The 14,330-nt window shown below is 35.5% G+C and carries 16 protein-coding genes and 1 pseudogene; 11 read left to right on the top strand and 6 right to left on the bottom strand.

Features of this window, described 5'->3' with window-relative positions:
- Positions 1 to 45: 45 nt before the first annotated feature.
- Positions 46 to 873, top strand: a complete 828-nt coding sequence (locus tag ACFS6I_RS10145) for a hypothetical protein (protein ID WP_380920156.1) — start codon at positions 46 to 48, stop codon at positions 871 to 873.
- A 238-nt stretch (positions 874 to 1,111) separates the two neighbouring features.
- On the opposite strand, the gene ACFS6I_RS10140 is transcribed toward ACFS6I_RS10145, so the two are convergent.
- Positions 1,112 to 1,570, bottom strand: a complete 459-nt coding sequence (locus tag ACFS6I_RS10140; RefSeq protein ID WP_132767920.1) for a DinB family protein — start codon at positions 1,568 to 1,570, stop codon at positions 1,112 to 1,114.
- 315 nt (positions 1,571 to 1,885) lie between these two features.
- Between ACFS6I_RS10140 and ACFS6I_RS10135 the strand changes: the two genes are divergently transcribed.
- Positions 1,886 to 2,335, top strand: coding sequence for a hypothetical protein (locus ACFS6I_RS10135; protein ID WP_380920154.1), 450 nt, complete (start codon positions 1,886 to 1,888; stop codon positions 2,333 to 2,335).
- A 226-nt stretch (positions 2,336 to 2,561) separates the two neighbouring features.
- Here ACFS6I_RS10135 and ACFS6I_RS10130 read toward each other — a convergent pair whose 3' ends face one another.
- The gene (locus ACFS6I_RS10130) at positions 2,562 to 2,912 is read right to left on the bottom strand and encodes a winged helix-turn-helix transcriptional regulator (protein ID WP_380920152.1); all 351 of its coding nucleotides are present in this window, start codon (positions 2,910 to 2,912) and stop codon (positions 2,562 to 2,564) included.
- 70 nt (positions 2,913 to 2,982) lie between these two features.
- Here ACFS6I_RS10130 and ACFS6I_RS10125 point away from each other — a divergent pair, with 70 nt between their 5' ends.
- On the top strand, positions 2,983 to 3,909 hold the full coding sequence (locus ACFS6I_RS10125; protein WP_380920150.1) for an NmrA family NAD(P)-binding protein: 927 nt from the start codon (positions 2,983 to 2,985) through the stop codon (positions 3,907 to 3,909).
- 335 nt (positions 3,910 to 4,244) lie between these two features.
- Here the strand turns inward: ACFS6I_RS10125 and ACFS6I_RS10120 are convergent, their stop codons facing one another.
- The 3 genes from ACFS6I_RS10120 to ACFS6I_RS10110 form a co-directional block, all read right to left on the bottom strand.
- Positions 4,245 to 5,792, bottom strand: a complete 1,548-nt coding sequence (locus ACFS6I_RS10120) for a TlpA family protein disulfide reductase (protein WP_380920148.1) — start codon at positions 5,790 to 5,792, stop codon at positions 4,245 to 4,247.
- A 385-nt stretch (positions 5,793 to 6,177) separates the two neighbouring features.
- Positions 6,178 to 6,462 (bottom strand): hypothetical protein, encoded by a 285-nt coding sequence (locus tag ACFS6I_RS10115; protein WP_380920146.1) that lies wholly within the window; start codon positions 6,460 to 6,462, stop codon positions 6,178 to 6,180.
- Between the two features lie 107 nt (positions 6,463 to 6,569).
- Positions 6,570 to 6,983, bottom strand: coding sequence for a hypothetical protein (locus ACFS6I_RS10110; protein WP_380920144.1), 414 nt, complete (start codon positions 6,981 to 6,983; stop codon positions 6,570 to 6,572).
- Positions 6,984 to 7,193: 210 nt separating this feature from the next.
- Between ACFS6I_RS10110 and ACFS6I_RS10105 the strand changes: the two genes are divergently transcribed.
- The 3 genes from ACFS6I_RS10105 to ACFS6I_RS10095 all read left to right on the top strand — a co-directional run bounded on the left by ACFS6I_RS10105 (position 7,194) and on the right by ACFS6I_RS10095 (position 8,473).
- Positions 7,194 to 7,628, top strand: coding sequence for an SRPBCC family protein (locus tag ACFS6I_RS10105; protein ID WP_380920142.1), 435 nt, complete (start codon positions 7,194 to 7,196; stop codon positions 7,626 to 7,628).
- Positions 7,629 to 7,726: 98 nt separating this feature from the next.
- Positions 7,727 to 7,987 (top strand): hypothetical protein, encoded by a 261-nt coding sequence (locus tag ACFS6I_RS10100; RefSeq protein WP_380920140.1) that lies wholly within the window; start codon positions 7,727 to 7,729, stop codon positions 7,985 to 7,987.
- A gap of 3 nt (positions 7,988 to 7,990) precedes the next feature.
- Positions 7,991 to 8,473 (top strand): YdeI/OmpD-associated family protein, encoded by a 483-nt coding sequence (locus tag ACFS6I_RS10095; protein ID WP_380920138.1) that lies wholly within the window; start codon positions 7,991 to 7,993, stop codon positions 8,471 to 8,473.
- 89 nt (positions 8,474 to 8,562) lie between these two features.
- On the opposite strand, the gene ACFS6I_RS10090 is transcribed toward ACFS6I_RS10095, so the two are convergent.
- Positions 8,563 to 8,943: a DUF1016 N-terminal domain-containing protein gene (locus ACFS6I_RS10090; protein WP_380920136.1), complete on the bottom strand. Its 381-nt coding sequence runs from the start codon at positions 8,941 to 8,943 to the stop codon at positions 8,563 to 8,565.
- 370 nt (positions 8,944 to 9,313) lie between these two features.
- Here ACFS6I_RS10090 and ACFS6I_RS10085 point away from each other — a divergent pair.
- From ACFS6I_RS10085 to ACFS6I_RS10065, 5 genes and pseudogenes are all read left to right on the top strand, one after another.
- A pseudogene (locus tag ACFS6I_RS10085) lies at positions 9,314 to 10,147 on the top strand (aldehyde dehydrogenase family protein).
- Between the two features lie 91 nt (positions 10,148 to 10,238).
- Positions 10,239 to 11,186: an NAD-dependent epimerase/dehydratase family protein gene (locus ACFS6I_RS10080; protein WP_380920134.1), complete on the top strand. Its 948-nt coding sequence runs from the start codon at positions 10,239 to 10,241 to the stop codon at positions 11,184 to 11,186.
- A 7-nt stretch (positions 11,187 to 11,193) separates the two neighbouring features.
- The gene (locus ACFS6I_RS10075) at positions 11,194 to 12,129 is read left to right on the top strand and encodes a helix-turn-helix domain-containing protein (protein ID WP_380920132.1); all 936 of its coding nucleotides are present in this window, start codon (positions 11,194 to 11,196) and stop codon (positions 12,127 to 12,129) included.
- Between the two features lie 109 nt (positions 12,130 to 12,238).
- Positions 12,239 to 12,940, top strand: coding sequence for a type 1 glutamine amidotransferase domain-containing protein (locus ACFS6I_RS10070; RefSeq protein ID WP_380920130.1), 702 nt, complete (start codon positions 12,239 to 12,241; stop codon positions 12,938 to 12,940).
- Positions 12,941 to 12,990: 50 nt separating this feature from the next.
- On the top strand, positions 12,991 to 13,977 hold the full coding sequence (locus ACFS6I_RS10065; RefSeq protein ID WP_380920128.1) for an alpha/beta hydrolase: 987 nt from the start codon (positions 12,991 to 12,993) through the stop codon (positions 13,975 to 13,977).
- Positions 13,978 to 14,330 lie beyond the last annotated feature (353 nt).

Genomic DNA, 14,330 nt, shown 5'->3' with positions numbered 1-14,330 from the left:
GAGCCACTTTAAAAGAGAACACACAAACAAAATTTAAAGAATTCTATGGATAAAAAAGCCAAAAACATATTGTTCAAAACGTATTGGAAAAATGGTTGGATTGATGTTAATGAAATACAAATAGATGCTGCTGACTTTGAGTATGCAAAATCAAAAGGTTTGATGTTTGAACCTTTGACCATTTCTCATGACCAATGTTTGGACAAGATTTTTGAGATACTTCCAACAATTTCAATCGACAAAGTTGCAACAGCATTTTTAAGCAGTCTTTCTAATAGGCGTTTAGATTGGCGTTCCAGTTTGGCTTCCTATTTTATAGCGAAACAATTGGTTCCTCATCAATATACAAAAGCAGTAAGTGGACAAAGTTTTGGAGAAAATGGAGAAGTAACACACGAGAGTTATACTTGTGAAATTTGCAGAGATTTAAAATATGGCATTATAGGAGACAAGGATTATATCAATGAAGACTTAAATGTATTGAATTTTGAAAGAATAAAATGGGGCGGAATTAGACACGGAAACCTTATTTACACTTTGTTCGACCTTCAACAACTACAAATAGCAGAAATCCCGGAACCTTCTACGGAAGATGTTGAGATTTTTAAAAATATATTATCGATTATCAAAAATTCTCAACCGAACGATTATCCAAGTGCATTAGAAAAAAACTTATCTACTGTTTTGAAATCAACTAAAGATGAGCGAAAAATATTAATTGAAATTTTAGCTTGTATTAACATTCTTAAACCAACCTCCTATGACAGACCGAGTAGAGGCAAGCACGATTGGACTTTTGTTGAATACTGGCGTGGAGAAGACAAATATAATGACGAAGCTCTGAATACATATTTTGGAAAATATATGATGTAAAAAAGCGAATTGACAACGTTGAATTAAGAATTTCGTAGCTGAAATGTTTCTCTGATATTTTTTGTAAACTTGAAAAGGGGAGGATCAGGTATTATTCGGTCAACTTCGATCTTTTCATCTGTTTTCCTCCTATTTAAAACTAGTAATTCATCTCTGAATTTTATACTTTTAAAATGTCCAATTTTTTTGAAGTAGGTCACAGGTCAATCTTTTTGAGGGTAAAACGATAGGGAATATGCTAATGTTGCTTTCGGACAAAGACAATATAATCTGTGCTGACCGGCTCAAGACCATTCTTTCTCATCTCTGTTGCTATTTGAGCTCTATGATAGGTTCCGTGATTAAAGGTATGTAGCAATATCTCTTCAATGGAGTTTACAAATTTATCATTTTTAGTGTTTTTATATTGAATGCTATGTTTGTCATAATCGTTGTGTTTTTTGATCTTTTCACCTAAGCCAGCTGAAGCCAAATTATGGTATTGTTCGCATTCCATAATACTATGTTCATCCCAAACGCCTAGGTAAGGTTTTTCACCATTTAATCTACTTAACCAGATTATTTGTGCATTAACAATATGACTCATTAGTCGTAAACAGGAGGGAGGAATTATACTTCCTTGAGATTTTATTGTACTGATGACTGATTTATTGGCCCAGTCATTATATAACCATAAATGTTCAATCGGATTTGACATTGTAAATAAATTACTTTGATTTAAATATACGCAATAATTTCTCTAAGAATTCATTTTGTGAGCGGACTTCTTATTTACTTTGGGCAGTGATTACTTTAAAAAAGATGGATAGCTTATCATTTTATTATAAATGTGTTATCAAGCCTAGTTGAGTAGGTGTCGCGATGATCATTTTCTTAATAGTCACCTAGATTGTAGTGGAAGCATTGTTCCTATGGAGGAGCAAGCGTTATTGGTCATTGACGATGCACTGCCAATATAGATGAAGGGCAGCTTTTAGGAGAAGTATTTATAGAAATAGATCATTTAGAAGAATTGGAGGATAAAATCCAATTTTACGGCAAGCAGTATAAGTTTATCTCCAATCCAGAATATTATGCTTTTTCATTCGATCCAAAGCGGGTCTTAATACGTAATTATGCCTTACGTACAGGTAATCATCTTCTGTATTTAGCTTATATTGGCGTAAATTATCCCACTCATATCATCGATGAGATGCAAAATCTTGAATATCTAACCCGTTCCCTGATCTGCCTAGATCAAGAACAGGCAAGAGAATGGTTTAGCAAACATGATGTTACTATGGTACAGTCAGATATCTCGATATATGACAAGGATGCTATTTTAACCATTTTTTTACTTGGAACGGATCAACAAATAACGATTCCTTTAGAAGAGAAAGATGAGCTGGTTTATAATTTGATGGATACAGAAGACCTACTGCAACTCCGTGATCTATTTTGGATAGATTCAAGGATAAGTTAGATTCTTATTCTTTTTAATAAAATTCAATTTTTATTCAAGATTTGACCAGCTCTGGCTTAAGTACACGATTAAAAATACGGTATTCTTCTTCTATGTAAAGTCTGCATTTTCAGACCGGGAGAAGGGATAACTTTAAAAATTGCATGGGATTATCTAAAATCTACAGTCACGCGTATTTGTTTGTTATCAAACACTCATTTAAAATACTAAATACAATAAATTTTAATTAATCTTCCCGAATTTTTTCACGGTGGTGTTTCCCCCAATCAATCAATTCTTTTACTACGTTTTGCAACGAATCACAATAATTCGAAACGGTATATTCAACGGATGGAGGAGAATTGTCGTAAACTTTTCGAACGATAAGCTTATTCATTTCCAATTCCTTAAGCTCTTTTGATAAGACTTTACTGGTAATACCCTCAACAGTTCTTTGTATATCGCGAAAGCGACTTTTACCCTGATGGACAGCTGTCAATATGGGCAGTTTCCACTTTCCGCTAATGACATAAAGCGAATCCTGTAAGTGTTTAATGTTTTGCGCAATCTCTGCGCTGTTATCCTGTATATCTGGCATCCTTTAGGTAACTGGTATAGTTTGTAAACCAATTACGGTGTAAATTTACAAAAAATTAGAATTATAAGATATGAGTCATAAACAATTAATAGCAGTGGCGGGTGCTGCTGGTACCCAGGGCGGTGCAGTAATTGATGCCTTAATAGCCAAAGGTATTGCGGTAAGAGGTGTTGTGCGGGATAAAAATAGTGCAGCGGCAAAAAGTCTGTCATCAAATGGCATAGAGTTGGTCGAGGCAACGTTTGACAATGTAGAAAGTCTAACTGAAGCTGTAAAAGGAGCCACTGGAATATTCTCTCTGCAGATGGGATCACATCCAGGAAATAAAGGAGAAGAAACACAGCACGCAAAAAATCTGGTAACGGCAGCAAAAGTCGCAGGAATAGATCAGATCGTGCATACGTCTGTAGCCCGAGCAGGGGAGCACGAAAACTTTGTCGGTTGGAATGAGGGCAGATGGGAGCCTACTTATTGGGAGGAAAAAGCGGCCGCCATCATTATTGTAAAAGAAGCAGGATTTTCCTATTGGACGGTTATAAAGCTACCATTAATTATGGAGAATTTACTTCCGTCCAAAAGTGCAGTATTATTTCCTACAATCGCTCAAGGAAAATTGTTTTCTGCGCTTGAACCTGAAACAGTATTGGACTGGATATCTCCACAGGATATTGGACGATTTGCTGCCGAAGCATTTGCACATCCCGAGAAATTTAATAAAAAAGAATTTGCAATTGTTGGCGATAAACTTACACTTCCAGAAATAGTGGAAACACTTTCGTCACTTACTGGTAGAGAATTTGAAGTTAAAACCATAACGCGTGAAGAGGCTTCAGCATTAGGTTTTCACGAACTGTCACATCAGAGTTTTTCATGGATGAATGTTGAAGGTTATAAAGTTGATCCTCAAGAAGCGGCAGGTTTTGGAATCCAGCCGGAATCGCTACGCTCTTATTTAGAGGAGAATAAATCGCTACTTCAAGGAACCGAGAAGCTATGAGAGCATTAATAGAATCAAAAGCAGAAGGCTAACACCAAAAAGGTATTGAGACAGCTTTAAAACTGAAATAATCAAATAGATCATATAAAATAACATATAAAGCCATTCTGTCAAGAATGGCTTTATATGTTTTATACTTTCCTTACGGCTTCCCGTATTTTTTAATCAAACCGATCACCACAAAAATCCATATCAGCAACAGCTGTTATTGGAGTGTGTTGTTATACCATGATTTGAGTGCGTAAGATTTTAAGAATTGAAGAAAACTAACAATATTGTTATTATATGCTAAAATCGTACAGTCGAAATGTGATTTTTAGAAATCGAAGTGCACATCAAATTCCCTCCATCAATTGATCATTAAAAAGTTGTGGATAATTTTTAGTGAGTTCAGATTTCCAATTATGCATTTGGAAATCATTATTCCTGATTCTACCATCCGGGTCCATCAAAACATACCTAGGGATACCGTTAAACTTAAATAGTTCGCGCAATGCCATATATTCATCTGCAGATACTCTATATGATTCAGACATATCATTTTCAATAATATAATTATTATAAAAATCCACATCTGGTGTACCTACATTATCCGTTACGAAGACAAATACCAAATTCGGATTATCCTTGAGTTTTAACCGTTTTTCCTTCATTGATTCTATTCCTTGGCGACACGGTCCACACCATTGTGCCCAAAAGTCGACGACCACGACCTTACCACGATACTTATCTGTCATCTTGGTAAAGAGAGCACCAGCAGGAGTATTAGGTAATAAATAACCGTCTTTGGATATTTTTACACGCTCCGCCAATTTAAGTGCTTCATTTTTTAAATCTTTATTGGTTAATACAGTTAACAGATCATCTGTCAAATTTGTAATCTTTATGGTGTCTGTAGCATAATCTAATTTAGACTTCAAGGTACGCAATTTAGCAACTTCTGTAACTAAGGTATTGGCTATTGTCGGATTAAACTTTTTGTTTGCCGAATCCAACACCAAGTATAGGTTGCCCTTAACCTGACGATTCAGGGCATCATAATATTCTTGCTTACGAAAAAGTGGTGAAAATTCGAAGAGATTGATAAAACTTGAAAATTCATTTGGTACCAACAAAGCAAAATCGTTTAGGTCTAAACGAGACATAAAATCAAAATAATCGGTCGGAAGAGGTTCTTTAAGAAAGGAATTTTTAGGATCATCTCTTAAAAGACTTTTTTTGGACATTTGGATATCCATTAATAGTGTCGTATAGTACAGTGCGATATCTGCATGGATCAGATTTTTTAATTTGGGTGAAAAATCGGATTTCCTAAAACGTACGTCTACTTCATGTTTCACCGAATCCCAGGCAGAAATAATTTGCATTTTAGTTTGTGAAATAGGCTGTTCTATCAATATCTTTTCCAGATTTTGATAGAAAACTCGAGGATTCTTTCCCCAATCAAAATCTTTTAATTGCTGGTTTTCGACAGCAAGAGGCCCTTCAAAACCTATTAATTCTAAGTTTTGATCTTGAGTAACTTTGAATCGCAAAGCTAACGTTTGCCCAGGTTCAATATAAAATGTAAACCTGTCATTTCTATATTTTATATAAGAAATTTCAGGATTTGTCACAGGGTAGCTCGCTTCAAAACGACCATCAGGAAAGATCTGAACGGTAGTTGGATGATCTTCCCAAGTCAGCTGATTGCTACTATATATTATGCCACTGGTAAATTCTGATTTAGGATTATAACCTTCAATAAATCCAATTAGTCTTACGGTATCAAATTGGAAGAAATTATCCTTATAACTTACTTTACTTGTTTTTACTTTAGCCTTTGCTAGTTCTTTTAATATCCAGCTGTTCGGATCGGGTTCAGCTGATTGGTTTAGCGACATTTGCGCGGTAGCACAATACAAAGAGAATAAGGGAAAAAAAAGGCACAATAAATATTTCATAATTTCAGGTTATCGGTGGTTATAAAGTTAAATAATTTTAACGAAAAAAGGAATATAAAATCGATGTTTTTTTCTCTTTCCAATATGTGAAATACACTATAATATAGTTATTAGTGGTCAGTAACGTCCAAATAAAATTATGTGATCAAAGAGCATAGTGAATTCTTAAATTAGACCTCTATAATCCTTTTGTTATTTTGGACTGCATCAGGAAAAAGACAATGATGAAATGGATATTTCTGATCATAAAAGATATATCAAAGAAATTGAAGATGGCAATGTACAATTGGGATAATATATGCGCCTTAATATGTGTAAATTCATTTTAAGATTTAAGCATGTTAAGCGTGATTGTTTTTTGATTATTTCGTCCACGATATAGAATTAGCAATTTGTTCAAACTAGATTTATCTATTGCGTAGTCATTAATTAACAGTTGCTCTCTACCATTTGGATGTTCGTAGGTTAAATAATGTCGGATGTGTTTTCCTGAAATTTCATCAATTACTTCCTCGTTTTTTATTTCATTCCATTTATAAAAGTCTGTTGATATTGTTCTGATTCCATCAGCATTTATCGTAATTTGTGGTAGTTTATTGATTATCTTCATAAATTCTTTGAATGTAAAATATACCCCTAAGACAACTATATGGAACCCTGCGATATGATTAGAGCTGTTAATTAAAAAAATACAACATCCTACAACTATTAACATTATTAACAGCTGTAAAACGTTCTTGCTTTTAGAAAAGTAGATATTTGTTGAAACTTTTGCTTTAGTACATTCCACTTTTCTTTTTCTGTAGCATTAGAGATTTCCGTTTTATTAAAAATTACATCATCAGTCCAAATTAATTTTTCCTGTATTGCTCGTTTTTTAAGTTCATGTACATTTCTAACATTTTCGAATGCCCAAAGTCGCCATTTCGTGATCATTATACTCCACCAGAGCCAACTAAATGCAATTGCAAAAACAAAACCAATTGGAACTATCCAGAAAGGTAAATGGATACATAAGTAAAAGCTAATTCCTAGAGTGGTCAAAATTATAACAACAACCGGATAGTTTACCATTTGATTTCCCTTTGATATTGCTTGATCGACGCTTACATTCTTACTCTTAGTTATCATATATTTCTAATACTATTCAATTAAATGAGGTCTAATTATACTCGTTAAGTAAACAGAACAAGTATTAACGACAAAGCTATTAAGATTTTTCCTAAAATATGGGCTACGTTATCAATCCAAGCAAAGAACAAGTGCTAAATGTTTATCTACTCCTGACATACTGTTGTCGTAGCTACGTTATACATTTGTAGCTTAACGAAAATAATTAGCATGATGAACAATAACACAGTTACACGAAAATTAATCTTAAATGCAAGTCCTCATGAAATTTGGTTGATTTTAACAACCCCATCCGAAACTAAAAAATACATGTTCAATTGTGAGGTTTCATCAAATTGGGAAATAGGAAGCGAGATAACTTGGAAAGGTAATTTTCAAGGATATGAAAGCGGGGAGCGTGGAATAATCTTAGATATTATACACAATAAGTATTTAAAATATTCTTCAATTGATCCAAACTTTGGAATAGAAATTATTCCTGAAAACTATCTCCATATTTCATATCATTTGGACCCTCAAGAAGAACAAACTGTTTTAACTACTACTATTGAAAACTTTAATGGAGATCCTAATAGACTTGAGCATATTGCTAAAGGTTGGGACCACTTTGTTTTGCCTGGCATAGAGCAATTATGTGACCAATAGAAAGTTTAAAAGTTACTTTCATGGCTAAAATGACTGAAAAAATTAAAATTCAGATTGCGAACAAGTCAATGATATTTATGACGGACTGATCGCATTTTTTGGATATAGAAGATATTACTAGATTACGAGCCATTTCAGATGCTATTGAGGTTGATTATCTTCATAATTTTGATAATACAAAGGCACATTTTGTAGCTATTGTAGATGAGAATAAATATTCGGAAATTACTTTTGGCCAAACAGTTATAGCAACACGGGATATCTGTAGGGGATATGTTGAAGATCCCTCCTGTCAAATTCTACTTGAAATTGCTGATGAGAAAACTTTCGAACTTGATTTTTGGTCTTTAGTTTTATAAACAATGAGCAAGCAAATTCCATTAGTCTGCAAACATTATATTCTCGAAAAATTTAATGGAAAAGGAGGGTGGACTTTTGTACGGATTCCTGAAATTGTACCGAGTAAAAACACACCTTTTGGTTGGGTAAAAGTAAGTGGAACAATAGATGATTTTGAGTTCAGCAATTATAACCTTCAATCCATGGGAAACGGAATGATTTTCCTCCCTATAAAAGCACAGATTAGAAAAGTGATTAATAAAAAGGAAGGAGATCATGTGTTTATAGTTTTATACCAAGATAATAGTTCAATAAACATACCAATAGAATTTGAGCTTTGTTTGTTGGATGAACCTGGTATTTTTGACGTTTTTTCAACTTATTCAGAAACCAAAAAGAAAAAGATTATTGAATGGATCTATGCCGCGAAAACGGAAAAAACTAAAGTAGAACGGATCGTTAAAACAATCAATACAATAAGTGATGAAATAATAAGACACCGTTAACTTGTCCAATAAAATATTTTTATAAGGTAATGAAGTTGTATTGCCTCCTAAAGAGGTAGGAGATTGCGATGATCTCCCTGCTAGTGCTATTACAGAACTAAAAAAGCCATCTTTAATGATGGCTTGCGTTCAGCCTTCTCATTTATAATTTTGGACAGTTGGTCAGGTTTCTTACTGATTCCACTCCTTTCAAAATAGAGTGTATTGATTTGCCTTCTCAGTTCTCTTACACTCCATGTGTTTTTTATAGTTTCGATTTCAAAAAATTCTCTTTTACTTAGATCTGAAATGGATATCAATTCCAAGAAATGGGAATATGATAGCTTTGTAAGCAATTCTTCAGGTTTTATACGGTCAGAATTAAACTGGTGATGCAATGATTCCTTCACTATACTGCCCGATTTCCATTTTAACTGTATCTTATTTTTAGATTTGCTTGTGACAATTGTTTTAGCTAAACTAATATACATAAAATTTCACTAACGTAGCGAAGTACAAGGAGATAATCCATATCTATAGCAGATACGCTCAGTTGCGACCTCTTTCAAAGTATTGTTGCCAGAACGACTACATTGTCGCTCCAGTTCTAACATCTTTTAAACCTTATAAATTCAAAATCAAATACAATTAAGTCATCCATAAATGATATTAATCAAAAGTTTATATTGAAAAATCCGCACGCAGACTAAACCGTCATATTCTTATATTCGTATCAACAACGCGATACTGTTATGCTATAAGATCCATTTGAACAACTCACTCGTGCTACTTTTCAGGAATTTCTGGAACAGGGCTACCGTGATTTTGTACTGCAGCGGTTTGAGTGGCACGGAACTTTTGATGCTCCGGTTTTATAAAATATTTTTCACGGGAAGTCCGAAAGTAGGAAAGGTCGTTTATGAAGCTGCCACTAAGAATCTGGTTCCGGTTACCCTGGAGCTTGGAGGAAAATCTCTTTCAATCGTCACGGAAAGTGCTGATCTTGATGTTGCGTCAAAAAGACTGATCTGGGGAAAGTTCCTGAACGGCGGACAAACCTGTATTGCCCCGGACTATATGCTGGTTGAAGAATCGGTAAAACCCAAACTCCTGAGCCTGATCAAAGAGAAACTTCAGGAAATCAATTATTCGGATGGTGCGGAGCATTATACAAGTATCATCAATAAACGGAATTTTGACAGGGTCCTTGGGCTTATAGATGAATCTAAAGTGATTTACAGGGGGAATTATAACGCGAAGTCGCTATATATTGAACCGACCATCATGGATAATGTAAGCTGGGAAGATCCCGTCATGTAGGAGGAAATATTTGGTCCGGTCTTACCTGTCATTTCCTTCAGCAATTATGATGATGTTCTCAAAAAAATAATCGAAGGTGAAAAGCCTTTGGCCGCTTATTTGTTCACAAATAAGGAAGAAGAAAAGGATAAGCTCCTAAACCTGTTTTTTTTTGGTGGCGGATGCATCAGCGATACACTGATGCACATTACCAGCGATTATCTGCCTTTTGGCTGCATCGGAAACTCCGATATCGGGAACTATCACGGTGGGTTCGGTTTTTTTACATTCTCCCATCAGAAATCGGTGATCGAAAAAACCACTTGGGGTGAACCGGACTGGAAATATCCCCCTTATACAGATAAAAAAATGCACTGGCTGAAAAAAGTGATGTAACAGAGATTATGTTACAATTTTCAGGGATTCAGATACGCTGGTTTTAGGTTGATCACGGAACTTTGTATAATAATTAAAAACAGCAAAAGATATGCAAACGATATTAGGAGCTAACGGTCAGATCGGCGAAGAGCTCGCAAGAGAACTTAAAAGAAATTTCACATCTGATATCCGCATCGTCAGCAGGGATGCGAAAAAGGTAAATGATACAGACGAGGTGTTTTCTGCTGACCTCTCCATTCGTGAAAAAGCGATCGAAGCGGTAAAAGGCAGTGAAATTGCTTATTTCACATTAGGCCTTCCGATCAGTTCGGATCTCTGGGAGAAACAGTTCCCACTGATCCTTCGTAACGTAATTGATGCCTGTAAGATTAATGGTACAAAACTCGTCTTCTTTGATAACACCTATATGTATCCCCAGGATGACCGCGTACTGACAGAAGAAACTGCTTTCGCACCTGTGGGAAGAAAAGGAAGAGTTAGAAGAGAAATGGCCGAAATGGTGTTGACGGAAATTGAATCCGGTGAACTTGAAGCAGTGATCTGCCGTGCCCCAGAATTTTATGGTCCCGGCAAAACACAGAGTATTACCAATACCTTGATTTTTAATAATATCAAAGAGGGTAAAAAGCTGAAGGTTCCATTGCGCGCAAATAAAAAAAGAAGCCTGATCTGGACTCCCGACGCGAGCCGAGCTACTGCTTTGATTGGGAATACGCCTGACGCATTTGGTGAGACATGGCATCTGCCGGTAGACAAAAGCCACCCTACTTATAAAGAGTTCATCCAAATGGCTTCAGGAATTTATGGCAGGGAACTGAAATATTCTGTTGTCCCAAAATTGATGTTCAAAATAGGGGCATTTTTCAACAAAAGTGTAAAGGAATTATTGGAGCTTCTTCCCAGGTATGAGCATGATAATATTTTTGACGATTCAAAATTCAGAAAGAAATTTCCGGATTTTCAGGTCACATCATATAAGCAGGGAATCAATATCATTAAAGACGAACAGCTTTCAGGGAACAAAATAATTAAGTAAATTAGTCATGTATAAATCTGAAAATCCGCATATGAAAACTCCGCAAAAAGTATCATCAATAAGTACACTTCATCAATTCTTGGGATTAAAGAAACCCGCTAATCCGCTGCTCAGTGTATTTAATTTTGATGATGTCAAACTTGAACCGGAGACTCTACTTAGTACAATAACGACCGATTTTTATGTTATTGCTTTAAAAAAAGACTGCGCCGGTGGAAAATGCAGGTATGGCCAACAATCTTATGATTTTGATGAAGGGATAATGTATTTTATTGCCCCGCATCAGGTCCTTCAGTTTGATGATATACTGCTTGATAAAGTGAGAGGGTTTGTCCTGGTGGTACATCCGGATTTCCTACATGGTTATGGTCTGGCATCCGACATTAAAGAATACGGTTATTTTTCCTATACAGCCAATGAAGCTTTGCATCTTTCTGAAAAGGAAGAGAAAACCATTTTTGATATCATAGCGAATGTTGAGCAGGAGATTGATATCAACATGGATTCCTTTACACAAGATCTGCTTGTTTCTAACCTTGACCTTCTGCTAAAATATTGTGATCGTTATTACAATCGTCAATTTTTGACCAGAAAGAAAGTGAATAGTGACCTTCTTTCCAAGTTGGAGCTATTATTGGACGATTATTTCAAAAATGATAAGTTAACCATTAACGGTATACCCTCAGTTCACTTCATTGCTGATCAATTACACCTGAGCGCAAATTATTTGAGCGATATGTTAAGAGTGCAGACAGGGCAAACCACGCAGCAGCATATCCAGAACAGATTGATCGAAAAAGCAAAAGAATTACTCTCTACTACCTCAATGTCAGTCTCTGAAATTGCTTATCAGCTGGGATTTGAGCATCCGCAATCTTTCCATCGTCTTTTTAAAAGCCGAACATCACTTTCGCCACTGGAATTCAGATCATCATTAAATTAACCTGCTGTATTTAAAAGCTTAAATACGGAGATTCGGTTACAACTACCCGTAATTCGGCTACTCCCGGGCAATGGTTTCTTAATAACTTTGTAATATTAAAAGAAAAAATATGGGCATGATGAAAATCTTAATTATAGTAACTAATATAGGTATGTATGCAAGTGGTAATCTGAAAACCGGCTTGTGGCTTAGTGAACTCACTCACATCTACCATATGGCCAAAGAGAAAGGTTATGATATTACCATTGCAAGTCCTCAAGGTGGTAACATTCCGGTAGATCCCGAAAGCTTAAAACACTTTACACTAGATAAAATTTCTGAACAATATTGGAATGAGGATGACTTTCGGTTATTGCTTGCAAATAGTGAAAAACTATCTGAGCTTACTCAAGAAGAATATGATCTTATATATTTAGCTGGGGGGCATGGTACAATGTACGATTTTCCAGATGACGCTACTATACAGTCAATGGCCAGGAATCAGTTTGAAAAAGGAAAGAAAGTCGCTGCGATCTGTCATGGAGTTGGTGGATTGCTAAATGTTAAGCTTAGTAACGGAGAATATTTGATTCAAGGAAAATCAATGACCGGATTTGACTGGTTTGAGGAAACCATTGCCAGAAGAAAACGGGAAGTGCCCTTCAATCTGGAAGCTGCCATTAAGGAGCGCGGCGCATATCTCAAAAAAGCCTTTATTCCAATGACATCTAAAGTTGTTGTGGATGGCAATCTGATTACAGGTCAAAATCCATTCAGTTCAAAGGAAATGGCCAAAGTGGTTATTAAAGAACTTGAAAAAATAAAGAATTAAATGACTAGAAAGGACGTTACATTCATTTTTAAATCATAAACACATTAATTATGGCAAACAACATTAAAGCTGAGAGCGATCCGCAGATCCTTTCAGGTATCAGAGAATTTTTGAAGGGGCTAAATAATAGTGGCGGTAAACCACTAGAAACATTGACTCCACAGGAAGCCAGACAGGTTTTGGTTGACGCGCAAAATTCTGTTGAGGTAGATTATTCAGGTATTACTGAAGATAAAAGGGAAATTACGCAGGATGGAATTACTGTAAATATCCATATTGTAAAACCTGCCAATGCTTCTTCCGAGAATCTTCCAGTATTCATGTTTACGCATGGCGGTGGATGGGTATTGGGTGATTATCCAACCCATCGAAGATTGGTTCGGGATTTAGTTGTCAATAGCGGTGCCGCTGCAGTATTTACAGATTATACACCGTCACCGGAAGCACAATATCCAGTTGCAATTAACCAGATATATGCAGCTACAAAGTGGGTATCAGAAAATGGTGCTGAAATTGGTGTTGATGGTAAAAATATGGCGGCTGCCGGAAACAGTGTTGGCGGAAATATGACGGCGGTTCTTTGCCTGATGTCTAAAGATAAAGGTGGTCCGGAAATAAAATTTCAGTTATTACTGTGGCCCGTTACTGATGCGGATTTTACACGTGAATCCTGGCAAAAATATGCAGAAGAACGATTCCTTACAGCTCCATTAATGAAATGGATGTGGAATAATTATCTTCCGGATACCGAAAAACGTAAGGAATATTATGCTACCCCATTCAATGCACCCTTAGAAAAACTTAAAGGCCTTCCACCAGCACTGGTTCAGTTGGCCGAAAACGATATCCTATTCGATGAAGGTTTGGCGTATGCAAGAAAGTTAGATGAGGCGGGCGTTCCGACTACTATCGAGACTTATAACGGATTTATTCATGATTATGGCTTATTGAATCCACTAGATCATATTGAAGCGGTTAAGTTTTCCTCACAGCAAGGTGCGCTCGCTCTTAAAAAAGCTTTGTTTGAAAATAGCTAATTAAGCTTCTGCTAAGAAAAAAATGACTTTATTTGATCTATAAGGTGGATGTACTAAAATCATCCACCTTTTCAATTATATCAAAATGCCAATGTTGTAAATCGGCTTTACTGATCTAATAATTGTGATATGCTCTTAAATTCAGCCTATTGTTTTTTCCATAATAGAATTCTCCATTATAAAACCATCACCAATATTTATGTTCTTTTAAAAATCGATAGCAGAATTATCTCTATTAACATTTAAAGAAAGACTATGATTTTTGTTTTTCATTGCAATATCTTTAATTATTTTCTATTTAAAACGTAAACATCTCTTATTCTCCTTAATCACCTCTACTTTTGTTTCACCGT

It is taken from the genome of Sphingobacterium anhuiense, from assembly GCF_042686355.1.
Lineage (GTDB): Bacteria > Bacteroidota > Bacteroidia > Sphingobacteriales > Sphingobacteriaceae > Sphingobacterium > Sphingobacterium anhuiense.
Note: the sequence above shows the minus strand (reverse complement) of the source record. Positions and strands in the feature narration are given on the sequence as shown.

Bases quoted from the DNA above. Each gene is read 5' to 3' on its own strand.
- ACFS6I_RS10080 (WP_380920134.1), top strand. From the start codon at position 10,239: ATGCAAACGATATTAGGAGCTAACGGTCAGATCGGCGAAGAGCTCGCA.
- ACFS6I_RS10090 (WP_380920136.1), bottom strand. From the start codon at position 8,943: ATGTATATTAGTTTAGCTAAAACAATTGTCACAAGCAAATCTAAAAAT.
- ACFS6I_RS10125 (WP_380920150.1), top strand. From the start codon at position 2,983: ATGAGTCATAAACAATTAATAGCAGTGGCGGGTGCTGCTGGTACCCAG.
- ACFS6I_RS10075 (WP_380920132.1), top strand. From the start codon at position 11,194: ATGTATAAATCTGAAAATCCGCATATGAAAACTCCGCAAAAAGTATCA.
- ACFS6I_RS10115 (WP_380920146.1), bottom strand. From the start codon at position 6,462: ATGAAGATAATCAATAAACTACCACAAATTACGATAAATGCTGATGGA.
- ACFS6I_RS10140 (WP_132767920.1), bottom strand. From the start codon at position 1,570: ATGTCAAATCCGATTGAACATTTATGGTTATATAATGACTGGGCCAAT.
- ACFS6I_RS10120 (WP_380920148.1), bottom strand. From the start codon at position 5,792: ATGTCGCTAAACCAATCAGCTGAACCCGATCCGAACAGCTGGATATTA.
- ACFS6I_RS10070 (WP_380920130.1), top strand. From the start codon at position 12,239: ATGGGCATGATGAAAATCTTAATTATAGTAACTAATATAGGTATGTAT.
- ACFS6I_RS10095 (WP_380920138.1), top strand. From the start codon at position 7,991: ATGAGCAAGCAAATTCCATTAGTCTGCAAACATTATATTCTCGAAAAA.
- ACFS6I_RS10110 (WP_380920144.1), bottom strand. From the start codon at position 6,983: ATGATAACTAAGAGTAAGAATGTAAGCGTCGATCAAGCAATATCAAAG.
- ACFS6I_RS10105 (WP_380920142.1), top strand. From the start codon at position 7,194: ATGATGAACAATAACACAGTTACACGAAAATTAATCTTAAATGCAAGT.
- ACFS6I_RS10130 (WP_380920152.1), bottom strand. From the start codon at position 2,912: ATGCCAGATATACAGGATAACAGCGCAGAGATTGCGCAAAACATTAAA.
- ACFS6I_RS10065 (WP_380920128.1), top strand. From the start codon at position 12,991: ATGGCAAACAACATTAAAGCTGAGAGCGATCCGCAGATCCTTTCAGGT.
- ACFS6I_RS10145 (WP_380920156.1), top strand. From the start codon at position 46: ATGGATAAAAAAGCCAAAAACATATTGTTCAAAACGTATTGGAAAAAT.